Source organism: Pseudomonas fluorescens (assembly GCF_018614775.1).
GTDB lineage: Bacteria > Pseudomonadota > Gammaproteobacteria > Pseudomonadales > Pseudomonadaceae > Aquipseudomonas > Aquipseudomonas fluorescens_BY.
In genome coordinates this window covers 58,491-72,106 of the sequence record NZ_JAGGOF010000090.1, presented here as the reverse complement: position 1 = coordinate 72,106, position 13,616 = coordinate 58,491, and the positions used below count along the sequence as shown (strand labels likewise).

Here is a 13,616-nt window from a genome sequence, read left to right as displayed (position 1 = left end):
GCGTCAGCGAGCAGTGGCTTGTTGTAATTGACTGGTGGTGTAGCGATTTTCGGACTGTGCGATTTGGGTCAGCAGCGCCGGAATGTCGAGGATCAGCGCCACGGCGCCGCTGCCGAGGATGGTCGAGCCGCTGATGCCGCGCAGGGCGCCAAACAACTTGCCCAGGGGCTTGATGACGGTCTGGAATTCCCCCAGCAGGTCATCCACCACCAGCCCGGCCTTGAGTTCGGCGTAGCGCACCACCACCACGTTCTGCCGGCGCGAGGCCGGGCCTTCGTGGTTGAAGTGGTCGCGCAGGTAGACCAGCGGCAGCACCTCGCCACGCAGGTCGAGGTAACCCAGCTCGCGGCTGGTCATCCCATCGTCTTCGCTCAGCTCGACGCACTCCTGGACCATGTCCAGCGGGATGACGTAGGTGGACTGGTCGATGCCCACCAGGAAACCGTTGATGATCGCCAGCGTCAGCGGCAGGCGGATGCGCACCACGGTGCCCTGGCCCGGTTGGCTGTCGAGGTCGACGGTGCCGCGCAGCAATGTGATGTTGCGCTTGACCACGTCCATGCCCACGCCGCGTCCGGACAGGTTGGTGACCGCCTGGGCGGTGGAAAAACCCGGTTCGAAGATCAGGTTGTAGATCTCCTGGTCGGTGGGGCTCGCACCCGGGGACACCAGGCCGCGCTCCTGGGCTTTTTCCAGGATCCGGTCGCGGTTCAGGCCGGCGCCATCGTCGGCGATTTCCAGCACGATGCTGCCCGAGTCGTGATAGGCGTTGAGGTGCAAATGCCCCTTGGCCGGTTTGCCCGCCGCCAACCGCGCTTCGGCGGTTTCGATGCCGTGGTCCATGGCGTTGCGCAGCAGGTGCATGAGCGGGTCGCCGATTTTTTCCACCACGGTCTTGTCCAGCTCGGTTTCCGCGCCGCTGATGATCAGGTCAATGTCCTTGCCCAGCTCCTGGCTGACATCGCGCACCACCCGGCGAAACCGGTTGAAGGTCTCACCGATGGGGATCATGCGCAGGCGCAGGGCGCCGTCGAGGATTTCCTCCACCAGTGCCGACACCGTCGACGTGGATTCCTGCAACGGCGCGTTGTGGCAGGTACGGGCCAGCAGGCTGGCGCCGGCGCTGGCGATGACCAGTTCGCCCACCAGGTTGATCAACTCGTCCAGTTTGTCGGCGTTGACCCGCACATAACTGCCGTCCCTGGCCTTGTTGTCCGTGGTCATCGGTGGTTTGTCGAGGGCGACCTGGGACGACGTCCGCGAGGTCTTGCGCTGGTCCGGCAGCAACTCGCCGGTGGTGACCAGCGCGGTGTTTTCTTCGGGCGGCTCCGGCTGGGTGGTCACCAGGCCGGTGTTCAATGGAAGCGCGGCATTTCCCAGGGCAACGATCTCGATCGCGCAGTCTTCGCGCACAAAATCGAAGACTTCGTTGATCGCTCCGTGGCTGGCCGCCGAGCGAAATTCGATGTCGAAGCCCAGGTAGCACGATTCTGCGTCCCAGGTTTCGAGGGCCGGCAGTGTGTCGGTCAGGGTGGTGAGTTCGACGATTTCGCCCAGGGTTTGCAGGTAGCGCAGGAACGACAGCGGGTCCATGCCGTTACGAAACACCTCCGGGCCGAAGCGCAGGGAAATCTGCCATAGACGGCTCTCAGCAGGTTCATCCGCGTCGACCTTACTCGCCGGTTTGGGCGCGTCGACGGCCTGGGGCGCCTGGTACTCCTGGAGGATCTGGCACAGCTCCACCTCCCGCTGCAGCGCCGGCGGTGTCAGTGTCCCGCCCTGGTTGGCCACCACGTTGATCAGTTCCAGCATGTGATCGCTGGACTTGAGCAGCACGGCGATCAGGCCGGTGTCCACCTCGACGCTGCCGTTGCGCAGGCGGTCGAGCACGTCTTCGACGATGTGGGTGAAACTGACGATCGGCTCCAGGCCGAACAGCCCGGCGGAGCCCTTGATGGTGTGGGCCGCGCGGAAGATCGCACCGATGGCGTCATCGTCGCCCGGGTCGGTTTCCAGTTGCAGCAGGGACTCTTCCATCGCCTGCAACTGTTCCCGTGCCTCGACGATGAACGTTTGTTGTGCCTGATCGAGATTGATGCTCACGCTCATATCCTTTGTCGTGTCGGCCGCCAGTGCAGGGCGCTAGGCGTCCAGGTTGCACAGCTCCAGCGTTTCGGTGACGGCTTTGCTGCGCCCGGTCAGCGTCAGGTGAGTGCCGGCCTTGGCGGCCTCACGCAGTGCCATCAGCAGCAGTTGCAGGCCGGCGCCGTCCATTTCGGTGATCTGCGACAGATCCACGTCCATGCGCGGTGTCGCCCCCAGGCGCGGCAGCCATTGTGCGGACAGGTCGGCGACGGTGTAGATCGTCAGTTCGCCGTCGATCTGCACCTGGGCGGTGTCATCCACGGTTTCGTACAACAAGGGCATTGCAGCCTCCGGTCATCAAGGAAGAATCAGCTTGGACACCGCCGCCAGCATCTGCGCCGGCTGGAACGGCTTGACCACCCAGGCCTTGGCGCCAGCGGCCTGGCCTTCCTGTTTCTTCGATTCCTGGGACTCAGTGGTGAGCATGATGATCGGTGTGAACTTGTAGCTGGCGAGCTTCTTGACCTCCTTGACGAAGGTGATGCCGTCCATGTTCGGCATGTTCACGTCACTGATGATCAGGTGCACTTTCTGCCCGGTGAGTTTTCCCAACGCATCCTTGCCATCGCTGGCCTCGATCACGTCATAGCCGGCACTTTTCAACGCAATGCCGACGACTTGCCGAACGCTCGCGGAGTCGTCGACAACCAATACACTTTTAGCCATGAACGGCTCTCCTAGAAGAAAGTAATTTCCTGTGAAGCGTGTTGCACGTCCGAGTTGCCGTGGTGATTGCGGCGTTGCTCGTCGGTGGCATAAGTGGTTTCCATGCGTGCCAGCCATTGGCGCGCATCGATGGTGACGGCCTGGTCGGGCGACTGACTGGCTTGCTGCACATGCACATGCAGGTCCTCGATGTTGTCGCGCACGTGGCTGAGGATCTGGCTGACCCGATCCTGAAATTGCAGGCTGACCAGCACTTCGGTGAGTTCGTCGCGAATGCCGTAGCTTTCCTGTTGCAGCAGGTCGGCCGAATCGGCCAGGCGCCCGGTCACGCTCTTGAAGCGCTCCAGCACGCGCTGGATGCTTTCCTCGCAAGCGCTGACCGAGTGGCTGTCCTGGTCCGCACCACTGGAGGCAGCCTGGACCAGTTGGGTGATGGCGCTGTTGATGATGTCGACCTTGGCCGACATCTGCTGGCCGGTCTCGCTGGACTTGCTCGACAGGCTGCGCACGGCGTCGGCCACCACCGCAAAACCGCGGCCGGCTTCACCGGCTCGGGCGGCTTCGATGGCGGCGTTGAGGGCCAGCAGATTGGTCTGCGCGGCGATCGCTGCCACGTCTGCGGACATGGTCCGCAGCTCGCCGGTGTAGGCGGTCAGGTTGCGTACCTGGGCCAGGGTTTCATCACGGCTGGTCTGGGCGGTGCGCAAGATATCGATGAGTTGGACCAGCTCGCTTTCGCTCTGGGCCAGCACTTGCACGGCGCCGCCGCTGCCGCTGCCGGCCAGTTCGCCAGCGGCCAGTTGCGAGGCTTGCACGGTGTCTTCCAGGCGCGAAGAAATACCGGTGAACCGGCTGGTCAAGGAGATGATCGCGGTTTCGGTCTGCTGCCGGGAGCTTTCCACCTGCTTGGCCCAGATCGGCATGGCACCGAGGATGACTTCGTTGAGTTGCCCGTTGGACTTGTGGGCGAGGAGTTCGGCGGCGTGCCGTTCATGCTCGGCCATGGCGGCGGCAAAGGCACGGTTGGACTGAAGACGCTGCGCCCGAGCACCCCACGCGCCTGCCGCAATGCCCAGGGCCAGGACCGCGGCGCTCAAACCGATGTTTTGCCCGCTCGGGCCATTGAGCACCAGCACGCCGACGCTGGCGACGAGCGCGACAAGTACGGCGTTCCAGAGGATGCGGGGCGGGGTTGGGGCGAGAGGATGACCGTGTGAATACGACGTCATGGTTCGGTCCTTGAACAGTGTTGCCAACAGGTCATTGGCCAATAACGGGTTATCTGCGCGCCCTGATCGGACTTTAAGACCAGTCGTCCGATTCTTACCGCTGTAGGCAATAGCCTACGCAGCGCCTGGCACTGTGCTATCTCAGGTTAGACGCAGTCGGGAAAATGTCGAGGCGGATTGACGAGATGGAAATTGCCCGTGGGAGCAAGGCTTGCCCGCGATGAAGTTGATGTGTTCGCTCAGGTGTTGCGGCGTCTGCGTCGCGAGCAAGCTTTGCTCCCGCAGTTTCCTCCCACTGGATAAATCCCCTCGTTCCAGACAGGGATGAGCTAAATTACCGACACGCGAATCTGTCGAACCTGCCATCAGAGCCCTCATGTCAACCCAACCCCTCTGGAAAACCTACCTGCTGTTCCTGGCCCCCATGGTCCTGTCCAACTTCCTGCAATCGATGTCCGGCACGCTCAACAGCATCTACATCGGCCAGATGCTCGGCACCCAGGCCCTGGCGGCGGTGTCGGGGATGTTTCCCATCCTGTTCTTCTTCATTGCCCTGGTGATTGGCCTCGGCGCGGGGGCCGGGGTGCTGATCGGACAGGCCTACGGCGCTGGTGAAACCGGTACGGTCAAAGCTGTCGCCGGTTCGACGCTGTTGCTGGGGGCGATCATCGGGCTGGCGGCGGCGGTGCTTGGCAGCGTCTTCGCGCGTGAGGCATTGCAGGGCCTGGGCACGCCGGCCGACGTGCTGGCGGACGCCGTTTCGTATGCCCGGGTGATGATGTGGACCCTGCCGATGCTCCTGGTGTTTGTGCTGTTCACCCAGTTGCTCCGTGGGGTGAGCGATACGCTGTCGCCGTTGCTGGCACTGTTGGTGTCCACCAGCGTCGGGCTGATGCTCACGCCGGCGTTGATTCGCGGCTGGCTGGGGCTGCCGCAAATGGGCGTCCAGAGCGCGGCATGGGCGGGGTTGGTGGGCACGGCGTCGGCAATGACGCTGCTGGCCTGGCGGCTGAACCGGCGCGCGCATGCCCTGGCGCCAGATCGTGCGCTGTTCGCGGCGATGCGCCTGGACCGCGAGATCCTCGGTAAAGTGCTGAACATCGGCCTGCCGACCGGGTTGCAGATGGTGGTGATCTCGCTGTCGGAGCTGGTGATCCTGGCGCTGGTCAACCGTCACGGTTCCCAGGCCACGGCGGCGTATGGCGCGGTGACGCAGATCGTCAACTACGTGCAGTTCCCGGCGCTGTCGATCGCCATCACCGCGACGATCCTCGGCGCCCAGGCCATCGGCGCCGGACGGCTGGAACGCCTCGGGCCGATCCTGCGCACCGGGCTTCTGGTCAACGTCTGGCTGACCGGTGGCCTGGTGGTGCTGGGCTACCTGTTATCCCACTGGTTGCTGGGGCTGTTCATCACCGACCCGGTCGCGCAAGTGCAGGCCGAACACCTGTTGCACATCATGCTCTGGAGCTTGCTGGTATTCGGCTTCCAGGCCGTGGTCGGCGGCATCATGCGCGCCAGCGGCACGGTGCTGGTGCCGGTGGCGATCTCGATCTTCTGCATCGTCGGCGTGGAAGTCCCGGCGGCCTATCTGCTGGACGCGCGCTTCGGGTTGCAAGGGGTGTGGATGGCGTTCCCGGTAGCTTACCTGAGCATGCTGGTGCTGCAGACGGTGTATTACAAGCGGGTCTGGCAGCATCAGCAGATCGAGCGGTTGGTGTAGGTCACGATCCCCCAGACACCACAAACCCCTGTGGGAGCGAGCCTGCTCGCGATGGCGGCACATTCAACATGGATGTTGGCCGACAGACCGCTATCGCGAGCAGGCTCGCTCCCACCCAGCGGATGTGTGGCCAACGCGTTCACTCCAACGGCCCCAACACCTGCCGGTAGCGTTCAACCCCCTGGGGCGTCTGCCGGGTCAGGCTGATCTCAATACCCGGCGGGTTTTCCTGGCGGTTGCCGCTGAGCTTGCGCCAGCCTTTGTCCTTGTCCCAATAGCGCAGTCCCGCCGAACTGACTTCATTGAGCACGGCCACCCCGTTACCCGGTGCGGGCAGCGGATAGCGGTCGCGTGCCGGGCCCTGGGCGCGGTAGAGCGTGTCGCCCTTGAGCCACCAGCGCACCCGTTGCAGTTCGCCGTCCCGTGTGGCGGCCACACGGATCACGTCCAGGCGAAAGCCCTGGCCGTCGGTGCTGCGCACGATGAGGGCGGGCGGGGCGGTCGCAGGCTCGTCGTCGACGCCTGGCTTGAGCGGTTCGCTCAGCTCGGTGCTGGCGCGCAGGGCGACGTCGCGCTCCAGTTGGTTCAACACCCGCAGCAAGGCTTCGGTCTGCTCGGTGCTGGCCTGTAAATGGCGGTCGGCACGGGTCACGCTGTCCAGCCCGCGCCAGGCAATCAGGCTGACCACCGCCATCAGCAGGATCGCCACCATGACTTCAAGCAAGGTGAAGCCCGTTTCCTGACGGTTCATTGGATCAGCACCCGTCCGGCGGCACTGCGTTGCACATTCAAACTGTTCTGACCGTCTGACAGGCGGATCTGCAAAGGCTCGCCGAGCCATTCGGCATTCAGCACAACCCGCTGCCGGGGCGCCACCCGAATCTCCATCGACGGGCTCCGCCAGCGGCGCGGATGCAACTGCGGGTCGTCCTTGAAGCGATCCAGCCCGGCCCCCTGGTCATTGCGGCGGCTGAAGCCGAAGCCCTTGGCGTCGGCGCGCCAGGTAATCGGCCGCCCGTCGCTGCGGGCTTCGGTCTGGGCCAACTGCAGCAACTGCGCCAGCCGCTCGGCGTCCTCGCGCAGCAACTTCAACGGGTCGGGCTTGATGCTCAGGCTCACGGCGGCGCTGGCGATGCCGATGATCACCAGCACCACCATCAGTTCGATCAGGGTAAAACCGCGTTGCGTGTCCCGGGCCATCGCGCGCTCCTTTGCGTCCGGACCATCCTGCACGGGCAAGATGATAAGGATGTGAAATAAAACGGAGAGATTTGCCGGGTACGCTGGGGGCTGGAATAGACAAGGAGATTCAGGCCATGGCGTTCTTCGAACGGATATCCCCGGCGCAAATGGTCCAGGCGCTGGGGTTGCTGGCGGCGTTGGCCGGGGTCGCAACCTGGTCGTCGCTGCTGCTGACCTCCGCCGAATCGCGCACGCCGGACGTCGCCCCGCAACGCCTGGCCGAGCGCGTCGATAACCCGGCACTGCAATGGTTTTCCAACCAACCGGCACCGGTGGAGATCAAGGTCAGCGGCGTGCTGGCCGGCGCTCGCGGCGCGGTGGCGATCCTCAGCCTCAACGACGGGCCGCCGCGCAGTTTCCGGGTGGGTGAACGGGTGGCCCAAGGCGTGCGGCTGGTGTCGATCGAAGCGCAGGCCGTGGTGATCGAACGGGGCTCCGAACAGACCCGGCTGGCGCTGGCACGGCTGCCGGATACGGTGAGCTTGCCGTCGTTGACCAGGCCGCACTGACCTCGTCACGCTGTTCACTTTTCCCGAACTACCAACGTCTCCAACCGCGCCAGCGGCGGCGCCTCGTGGCTGCGGTCCGACACGGTCAGTTCCACCCGCAACAGCCGAGCATTTTCCGCCGGGCGCAGGGTCTGTTCGCAGCGCAGCAGCAAGCGCCCCTGGTCACACTCGAACACCTTCATGCCCGGGGCAAATCGCTGTTCCAGGCGCAACTGCGCCAGTTGGCTGCGGGCCGCCAGCAGGGCGATGGATTTGTCGCGCAGCAGACCGTTGCTCTGGGTCATCACCGCCGCCACGCGCACCGCGGCCGACATCGCCACGGCGATGATCGCCAGGGCCACCAGCACTTCGATCAGGGTGAAACCGGCTTGCGGAGCAGGGCGGGGCATGGCGCGGGCTCGGTGCGGAAAGCAGCCCCCAAGGCTAGCCCGCGTACGTGACCGATTGACGACGCAAGCTCCTGAGCAATTTCAATATCACTGACATATTTTCTTGCAACACTGCGCCTCGTATCGAATCCAGCGAAGGACCGTCGAGATGCAGATCGCCCGTTATACCCCCCGTACACAGGGCCCTCGCGGGCAGCGGGGTTTCACCCTGATCGAAATCATGGTCGTGGTGGTCATCCTTGGCATCCTGGCGGCGATGGTGGTGCCCAAGGTGCTCGACCGTCCCGACCAGGCCCGGGCGACGGCGGCCAAGCAGGACATTGGCGGTCTGATGCAAGCCCTGAAGCTTTATCGCCTCGACCACGGCAGCTACCCGAGCATGAACCAGGGCTTGAAAGTGCTGGTGGAAAAACCGGCCGATGCGAAAAACAGCACCTGGCGTTCCTATCTCGAACGCCTGCCCAACGACCCCTGGGGCCGTCCCTACAACTACCTCAACCCCGGTGCCAACGGCGAAGTCGACATCTTCTCGTTGGGGGCCGACGGCCAGCCTGACGGCGATGGCGTGAATGCCGACATTGGCTCCTGGCAGCTCTAAGGGCCGTGATGCGAACGGATTCGCCCCTCGCGGCGAAGCAGCGCGGCATGGCGGTCATCAGTGCCTTGTTGATCGCCGCCGTGGTGGCGGTGATCGCCGGCGGCATGCTGACCCGCCAGACCCTGTTCACCCGCAGCCTGGAAGCCGAACAGTTGCGCGTTCAAGGCACCGCGCGGATGGACGGTGGTCTGGCGTTGAGTCGCCAGTTGTTGTGGGAGGCCCGCCAGCGCGACCCGCTGACGCGCTTCGGTCAACCCTGGGCGAAACCCATCGTGATGCCCGGTTCGAGCCAGATCGACACGCCGTTCGAAGGGCAACTGGAAGACGAGCAAGGCAAGTTCAACCTGCGCAACCTCGTCGCCAGTGAGCGTGTGGATAAGGAGCAGGCGCGTGCCTTCGAACGGCTCTGTGAACAGCTGGGCGTCGCCGCCAGCGTTCGCGCGCGCATCGTCGAACGGGTGATCGACGCGTATCCGCGCCTGTTGAACCCGGAGCCGGCGGACAGGACAGCAACGAGGCGTACCTTCGACAGCGGCCGCGACACCTCACCGGAGGGCGACAACACGCCGCTGCCAGCGACCCGACCGATGCTGCGCACCTTGCAGGACCTGAGCAGCGTCAAGGGCGTCACCCCAGCCGCGTTGGAAGCCCTGGCGCCGTATGTGACGGTCCTGCCGGCCAATACCTGGCTCAACGGCAACACCGCCAGCGCCCCGGTGCTCGCCGCTGCTGTGCCGGGGCTGTCGCTGCAACGGGCCCAGGCACTGGTTCGGGAACGGGACGGCGGCCACTGGTTCATCAACCGCGGGGATTTCGTCAATCGCCTGCGCATGCCCGAGCTGGAGACGGCCACTGTCAAGGTTGGCATCACCAGTGACTGGTTTCGCCTGCGCGGACAGGCGCGCAGCGGTCAGCGGCGGGTCGAACTGGACGCGCTGCTGCAACGCAGCCAGGACCGTTTGCCGCGGGTGGTCTGGTCGAGGGTCGGCGTATGACCGGCTTGCGCGTGGCACTGGCGCCGCTGGCCGAGCTGGACCTCGATAGCCCGGTGGCGTTTGCCCGGCTGGATCGCCAGGGCCAGGTGCATGAGCACGGGCGCAGCAACCTCAAGGCGTTGGGCCTGGGCGGCAAGCACCTGGCGGTGGAGTGCTTTCTGCATCCCCGCGACAGCGTGCTGACCCGCCTGGAATTGCCACCGTTGCCACCTGCAAAAATCACCGCAGCGGTGACGTGCGCGGCCCAGGCCTTGATGCTTGGCGCCAGCGAACACAGGCAGGTGGCTCACAGCCCGCGGGGGGATGACGGTCAAGTACAGATCACCTGGCTGGAGCGGGCAGCGCTCGACCGGTTGGGTCAGTTGCTGCACCAGGCCGGCCTCAAGCTGCGGGGCCTTTATCCAGCCGCTTATGCCTTGCCCGTGCTGGCCGGCCCTGTCGCGTGCATCGACGACGGTCACTTGCTGGTGCGCCACGGGCCACAGCATGCCGAGGTACAGCCGTTGCAGGACGATGGGTTGGGCGAGTGGCTGATGGAGGCGGGCGCCGGGCTGAGCTGGATAGGCGAACCGCCGCCTCACGCTTCGATCACTGCGTTGGCTGAGACCCAGCGCTGGACCGGCGCCGCGCCGGGCTGGGGGTTGCATGCCGGGCTGGGACGCAACGTCGCCGGGCGCGGCGGTTGGGGCCGGGCGGCGGCGTTCTGCGCGGTGGCAGTGACGATCTGGGTGGCTGGGCTGAACCTCTACGCCGCCCGTGAGGCCGCCGAAGGCCAACGGCTCAAGGCGCAGATGAGCCTGCGGGTGAAGCAGGCGTTTCCTGAAGTGCCGGTGATTCTCAACCCGCTGCAACAGGCCCGCCAGCAAATCGCTGCGCGCCAGAACGGTACGGCGACCGATCCGGGCCAACGCTTCGCCAGCCTGGTGCGGCAGGCGGGCAGCGCCATGCCGTTCATGAGCGGCAATGCCCAGGCGCTGGTGTTCGAGAACGGTGAACTGCGCCTGGATGTCGTGGCCGATGCGCCGAAAACGTCCAGCGAGGACGACTGGAAAGCTTCCCTGGCCCAGGCCGGCGTTGACGTCGTCGCCATCGACCAGGGCTGGATCCTGCGCATGGCACCGACCGACCAGGCAGCGCCGGACACCGCAGATGAAACCCCGGAAGACGACGATGAATAAGCCTCCCCTGGCCGCGCTGAGCGCACGCTGGCAAACCGTGCTCAGCCGGTGCCGGACATTCTGGCAGGGTCTGGCGCCGCGCGAACGCCGCGCCGTGTCCGTCAGCGCGCTGGTGCTGGGCGGTTGCCTGGTCTGGCTGGGCTTGATCGAGCCGCCGCTGAAAACCATCGCCTACTGGCAGGCCGAAACCCCCAAGTTGCGCTCGCAGACCGAAGCCCTCGAAGTGCTGCTGCGCGACGTCGCTGGGCCGGTGCCGGGCCAGTCCCTGGAGGCTGCCCTGCGTCAGACCCTCGACGCCAGCGGCCTGAACGAGCACTACCAGTTGCAAGGGCCCGGCACCGGGGCCCTTGATGCCTGGCAACTCACCTTTACCGACGCGCCGGCCGAGGGGGCGATCAGTTGGTTACTGAGCAACCCCGGACAGTTTTCCCTGGAAGTGATCGAAGCGCGTTTGCAACGCACGGCCACGGCCAGCTCCGCTCACCTCGACAATACTGCCGGCACCCTGTCCGGAACCGTTCGCATGCATCAGGCGCAAGGCGCTAAGGAAGCTTCATGAAGGGGGCCCGTTACCCACGTCATTGGCGCAAGGCCGCGCCGCTGTTGTTGCTCGCATTGAGCGCGTGCAACAGCACGCCGCCCGCGTCGCAGCCACCGTTGCTGGTGGACAGTGAGCTGGGCGTGCCGTTGGGCAGCACCCAACGCAGCGGCGATGCCTTGCTCGATCGCCAGCGCGCCCAGGCGGCGCGTGAAGCCAAGCCGGCGGTGCGGCATCAGGTCGACCTGACCTCCCGCGCTCGTGAGCCGCGCAGTCATCCGCCCACGCGCACCCCGCTGGGTGATCAACCGGTGACGCTGAACTTCGTCGAGGCGGATATCCAGGCGGTGGTGCGCGCATTGTCCCGCGCCACCGGCCAGCAGTTCCTGGTGGACCCCCGGGTCAAGGGCAACCTGACGCTGGTGTCCGAGGGCCAGGTGCCGGCCAGCCAGGCCTACGACATGTTGCTGGCGGCGCTGCGCATGCAAGGCTTCAGTGTGGTGGACGTCGGCGGCGTCGCCCAAGTGGTGCCCGAGGCCGACGCCAAGCTGCTGGGCGGGCCGATCTACAGCGCCGACAAACCCGCCGGTAACGGCATGCTGACCCGCACGTTCCGGCTGCAGTACGAGAACGCGGTGAACCTGATCCCGGTGCTGCGGCCGATCGTGTCGCCGAACAACCCGATCAATGCCTACCCCGGCAACAACACCATCGTCGTCACCGATTACGCCGAGAACCTGTCGCGGGTCGCGCAGCTGATCGAGGGCATCGACACCCCGAGTGCCATCGACACCGACGTGGTGCCGATCCAGAACGGCATCGCCGTGGACATCGCCCAGATGGTCTCCGACCTGCTGGAAACCCAGGGCGGCGACCAGACCCAGAAAATCAACGTGATCGGCGACCCGCGCTCCAACGCGATCATCATCCGTGCCGGCAGCCCCGAGCGCACCGAGCTGGCGCGCAACCTGATCTACAAGCTCGATAACGCCCAGAACAACCCGAGCAACCTGCACGTGGTCTACCTGCGCAATGCCCAGGCCGGCAAACTGGCCCAGGCCTTGCGCGGCTTGCTCACCGGCGAAAGCGAAGGCGAGGGCAACGACAACTCGCGCTCGGTGCTTAGCGGCATGGGCGCCAGTACCAACGGCCAGAGCGGCCAAGGCAGCGGCGAGGGCAGCACCACCACGGACGCGGGTACTTCCACCGGCAGCAATGGCTACGCCCAGGGCAGCAGCGGGCAGGCCACGTCCGCGACCAAGAACGAGCAGAACACCGCCTTCAGCGCGGGTGGGGTGACCATCCAGGCGGATGCCACCACCAATACCTTGCTCATCTCCGCGCCGGACCCGCTGTACCGCAACCTGCGCGAAGTCATCGACCTGCTCGACCAGCGCCGCGCCCAAGTGGTGATCGAGAGCCTGATCGTCGAAGTGGGTGAGGACGACGCCAGCGAGTTCGGCGTGCAGTGGCAGACCGGCAACCTTGGCGGCAGCGGGGTGATCGGTGGGGTCAACCTCGGTGGCACCGGGCTCAACCTCAATGGCAAGACCAGCATTGACGTGCTGCCCCGGGGCCTGAACCTGGGCCTGGTCAACGGCACCGTGGACATCCCTGGCATCGGCAAGATCCTCGACCTCAAGGTGCTGGCGCGGGCCTTGAAGAGCAAGGGCGGTACCAATGTGTTGTCGACGCCGAACCTGCTGACCCTGGACAACGAAGCGGCGAGCATCTTTGTCGGCCAGACCATTCCGTTCGTCAGCGGCAGCTACGTCACCGGCGGCGGGGGCACCAGCAACAACCCGTTCCAGACCGTGACCCGTGAAGAAGTCGGTTTGAAGCTGAATGTCCGGCCGCAGATTTCCGAGGGCGGCACGGTCAAGCTCGACATTTACCAAGAGGTCAGCAGCGTCGACAACCGTGCTTCGAGCACCACGGGGATTGTCACCAACAAGCGCGCCATCGACACCAGCATCCTGCTGGACGACGGGCAGATCATGGTCCTTGGTGGGCTGTTGCAGGATGGCTACAGCCAGAGCAATGACGCGGTGCCATGGTTGTCGACGATACCCGGCATTGGTGCGCTGTTTCGCAACGAAAGCCGGCAGACCACCAAGACCAACCTGATGGTGTTCCTGCGGCCCTACATCATCCGCGACACGGCGGCGGGGCGCAGCATCACCCTCAACCGCTACGACTTCATGCGCCGCGCTCAGGGCCTGCTGCAACCGGAACGCAGCTGGGCCATGCCCGACATCCAGGCACCGCAACTGCCGGCGTCGGCCCGGGCAATCCCCGGTGCTAGCCCCGCCGGCCTGCAAACCCCAAGGGCGGTGATCAAGGCGGTGCCGGCTGAAGCAGGTACGCATTGATGAACACCAATCCTGTGGGAGCGAGCCTGCTC

The 13,616-nt window shown here is 65.3% G+C and carries 14 protein-coding genes; 7 read left to right on the top strand and 7 right to left on the bottom strand.

Features of this window, described 5'->3' with window-relative positions; all coding sequences use genetic code 11:
* Nucleotides 1–3: 3 nt before the first annotated feature.
* The 4 genes from J7E36_RS20995 to J7E36_RS20980 are packed head-to-tail and all read right to left on the bottom strand — an operon-like array spanning nt 4 to nt 3,734.
* Nucleotides 4–2,103, bottom strand: coding sequence for a chemotaxis protein CheA (locus J7E36_RS20995; protein ID WP_215007279.1), 2,100 nt, complete (start codon nt 2,101–2,103; stop codon nt 4–6).
* Nucleotides 2,104–2,142: 39 nt separating this feature from the next.
* Nucleotides 2,143–2,427, bottom strand: coding sequence for an STAS domain-containing protein (locus tag J7E36_RS20990; RefSeq protein ID WP_215007277.1), 285 nt, complete (start codon nt 2,425–2,427; stop codon nt 2,143–2,145).
* Nucleotides 2,428–2,442: 15 nt separating this feature from the next.
* On the bottom strand, nt 2,443–2,811 hold the full coding sequence (locus J7E36_RS20985; protein WP_042730627.1) for a response regulator: 369 nt from the start codon (nt 2,809–2,811) through the stop codon (nt 2,443–2,445).
* Between the two features lie 11 nt (nt 2,812–2,822).
* Nucleotides 2,823–3,734: a methyl-accepting chemotaxis protein gene (locus J7E36_RS20980; RefSeq protein WP_435304190.1), complete on the bottom strand. Its 912-nt coding sequence runs from the start codon at nt 3,732–3,734 to the stop codon at nt 2,823–2,825.
* Between the two features lie 682 nt (nt 3,735–4,416).
* On the opposite strand from J7E36_RS20980, the gene J7E36_RS20975 reads away from it, so the two are divergent.
* Complete coding sequence (locus J7E36_RS20975; RefSeq protein ID WP_215007272.1) at nt 4,417–5,763, top strand: MATE family efflux transporter; 1,347 nt, start codon at nt 4,417–4,419, stop codon at nt 5,761–5,763.
* A 139-nt stretch (nt 5,764–5,902) separates the two neighbouring features.
* Here the strand turns inward: J7E36_RS20975 and J7E36_RS20970 are convergent, their stop codons facing one another.
* Nucleotides 5,903–6,514 (bottom strand): type II secretion system protein GspJ, encoded by a 612-nt coding sequence (locus J7E36_RS20970; RefSeq protein WP_215007269.1) that lies wholly within the window; start codon nt 6,512–6,514, stop codon nt 5,903–5,905.
* Nucleotides 6,511–6,963 (bottom strand): type II secretion system minor pseudopilin GspH, encoded by a 453-nt coding sequence (gene gspH, locus J7E36_RS20965; RefSeq protein ID WP_215007266.1) that lies wholly within the window; start codon nt 6,961–6,963, stop codon nt 6,511–6,513. Before gspH ends, J7E36_RS20970 begins: the two co-directional genes overlap by 4 nt.
* A gap of 116 nt (nt 6,964–7,079) precedes the next feature.
* Here gspH and J7E36_RS20960 point away from each other — a divergent pair, with 116 nt between their 5' ends.
* Nucleotides 7,080–7,514, top strand: coding sequence for a type II secretion system protein N (locus J7E36_RS20960; protein WP_215007263.1), 435 nt, complete (start codon nt 7,080–7,082; stop codon nt 7,512–7,514).
* A 14-nt stretch (nt 7,515–7,528) separates the two neighbouring features.
* On the opposite strand, the gene gspI is transcribed toward J7E36_RS20960, so the two are convergent.
* Complete coding sequence (gene gspI, locus J7E36_RS20955; protein WP_215007260.1) at nt 7,529–7,903, bottom strand: type II secretion system minor pseudopilin GspI; 375 nt, start codon at nt 7,901–7,903, stop codon at nt 7,529–7,531.
* Nucleotides 7,904–8,051: 148 nt separating this feature from the next.
* Here gspI and gspG point away from each other — a divergent pair, with 148 nt between their 5' ends.
* The 5 genes from gspG to gspD are packed head-to-tail and all read left to right on the top strand — an operon-like array spanning nt 8,052 to nt 13,584.
* The gene (gspG, locus tag J7E36_RS20950; protein WP_215007257.1) at nt 8,052–8,501 is read left to right on the top strand and encodes a type II secretion system major pseudopilin GspG; all 450 of its coding nucleotides are present in this window, start codon (nt 8,052–8,054) and stop codon (nt 8,499–8,501) included.
* A gap of 8 nt (nt 8,502–8,509) precedes the next feature.
* A complete protein-coding gene (gspK, locus tag J7E36_RS20945; RefSeq protein WP_215007254.1) occupies nt 8,510–9,496 on the top strand; it encodes a type II secretion system minor pseudopilin GspK in 987 nt (328 codons plus the stop codon).
* Nucleotides 9,493–10,674 (top strand): type II secretion system protein GspL, encoded by a 1,182-nt coding sequence (gene gspL, locus J7E36_RS20940; protein WP_215007252.1) that lies wholly within the window; start codon nt 9,493–9,495, stop codon nt 10,672–10,674. Before gspK ends, gspL begins: the two co-directional genes overlap by 4 nt.
* A complete protein-coding gene (gene gspM / locus J7E36_RS20935; protein WP_215007250.1) occupies nt 10,667–11,233 on the top strand; it encodes a type II secretion system protein GspM in 567 nt (188 codons plus the stop codon). The genes gspL and gspM overlap by 8 nt, the downstream gene beginning before the upstream one ends.
* On the top strand, nt 11,230–13,584 hold the full coding sequence (gene gspD / locus J7E36_RS20930) for a type II secretion system secretin GspD (protein WP_215007248.1): 2,355 nt from the start codon (nt 11,230–11,232) through the stop codon (nt 13,582–13,584). The genes gspM and gspD overlap by 4 nt, the downstream gene beginning before the upstream one ends.
* Nucleotides 13,585–13,616 lie beyond the last annotated feature (32 nt).

What these genes read in the sequence shown, in the direction of transcription:
- J7E36_RS20990 (WP_215007277.1), bottom strand. Translation starts at nt 2,427, where the DNA reads ATGCCCTTGTTGTACGAAACCGTGGATGACACCGCCCAGGTGCAGATC.
- J7E36_RS20985 (WP_042730627.1), bottom strand. Translation starts at nt 2,811, where the DNA reads ATGGCTAAAAGTGTATTGGTTGTCGACGACTCCGCGAGCGTTCGGCAA.
- J7E36_RS20980 (WP_435304190.1), bottom strand. Translation starts at nt 3,734, where the DNA reads ATGCCGATCTGGGCCAAGCAGGTGGAAAGCTCCCGGCAGCAGACCGAA.
- J7E36_RS20975 (WP_215007272.1), top strand. Translation starts at nt 4,417, where the DNA reads ATGTCAACCCAACCCCTCTGGAAAACCTACCTGCTGTTCCTGGCCCCC.
- J7E36_RS20970 (WP_215007269.1), bottom strand. Translation starts at nt 6,514, where the DNA reads ATGAACCGTCAGGAAACGGGCTTCACCTTGCTTGAAGTCATGGTGGCG.
- gspH (WP_215007266.1), bottom strand. Translation starts at nt 6,963, where the DNA reads ATGGCCCGGGACACGCAACGCGGTTTTACCCTGATCGAACTGATGGTG.
- J7E36_RS20960 (WP_215007263.1), top strand. Translation starts at nt 7,080, where the DNA reads ATGGCGTTCTTCGAACGGATATCCCCGGCGCAAATGGTCCAGGCGCTG.
- gspI (WP_215007260.1), bottom strand. Translation starts at nt 7,903, where the DNA reads ATGCCCCGCCCTGCTCCGCAAGCCGGTTTCACCCTGATCGAAGTGCTG.
- gspG (WP_215007257.1), top strand. Translation starts at nt 8,052, where the DNA reads ATGCAGATCGCCCGTTATACCCCCCGTACACAGGGCCCTCGCGGGCAG.
- gspK (WP_215007254.1), top strand. Translation starts at nt 8,510, where the DNA reads ATGCGAACGGATTCGCCCCTCGCGGCGAAGCAGCGCGGCATGGCGGTC.
- gspL (WP_215007252.1), top strand. Translation starts at nt 9,493, where the DNA reads ATGACCGGCTTGCGCGTGGCACTGGCGCCGCTGGCCGAGCTGGACCTC.
- gspM (WP_215007250.1), top strand. Translation starts at nt 10,667, where the DNA reads ATGAATAAGCCTCCCCTGGCCGCGCTGAGCGCACGCTGGCAAACCGTG.
- gspD (WP_215007248.1), top strand. Translation starts at nt 11,230, where the DNA reads ATGAAGGGGGCCCGTTACCCACGTCATTGGCGCAAGGCCGCGCCGCTG.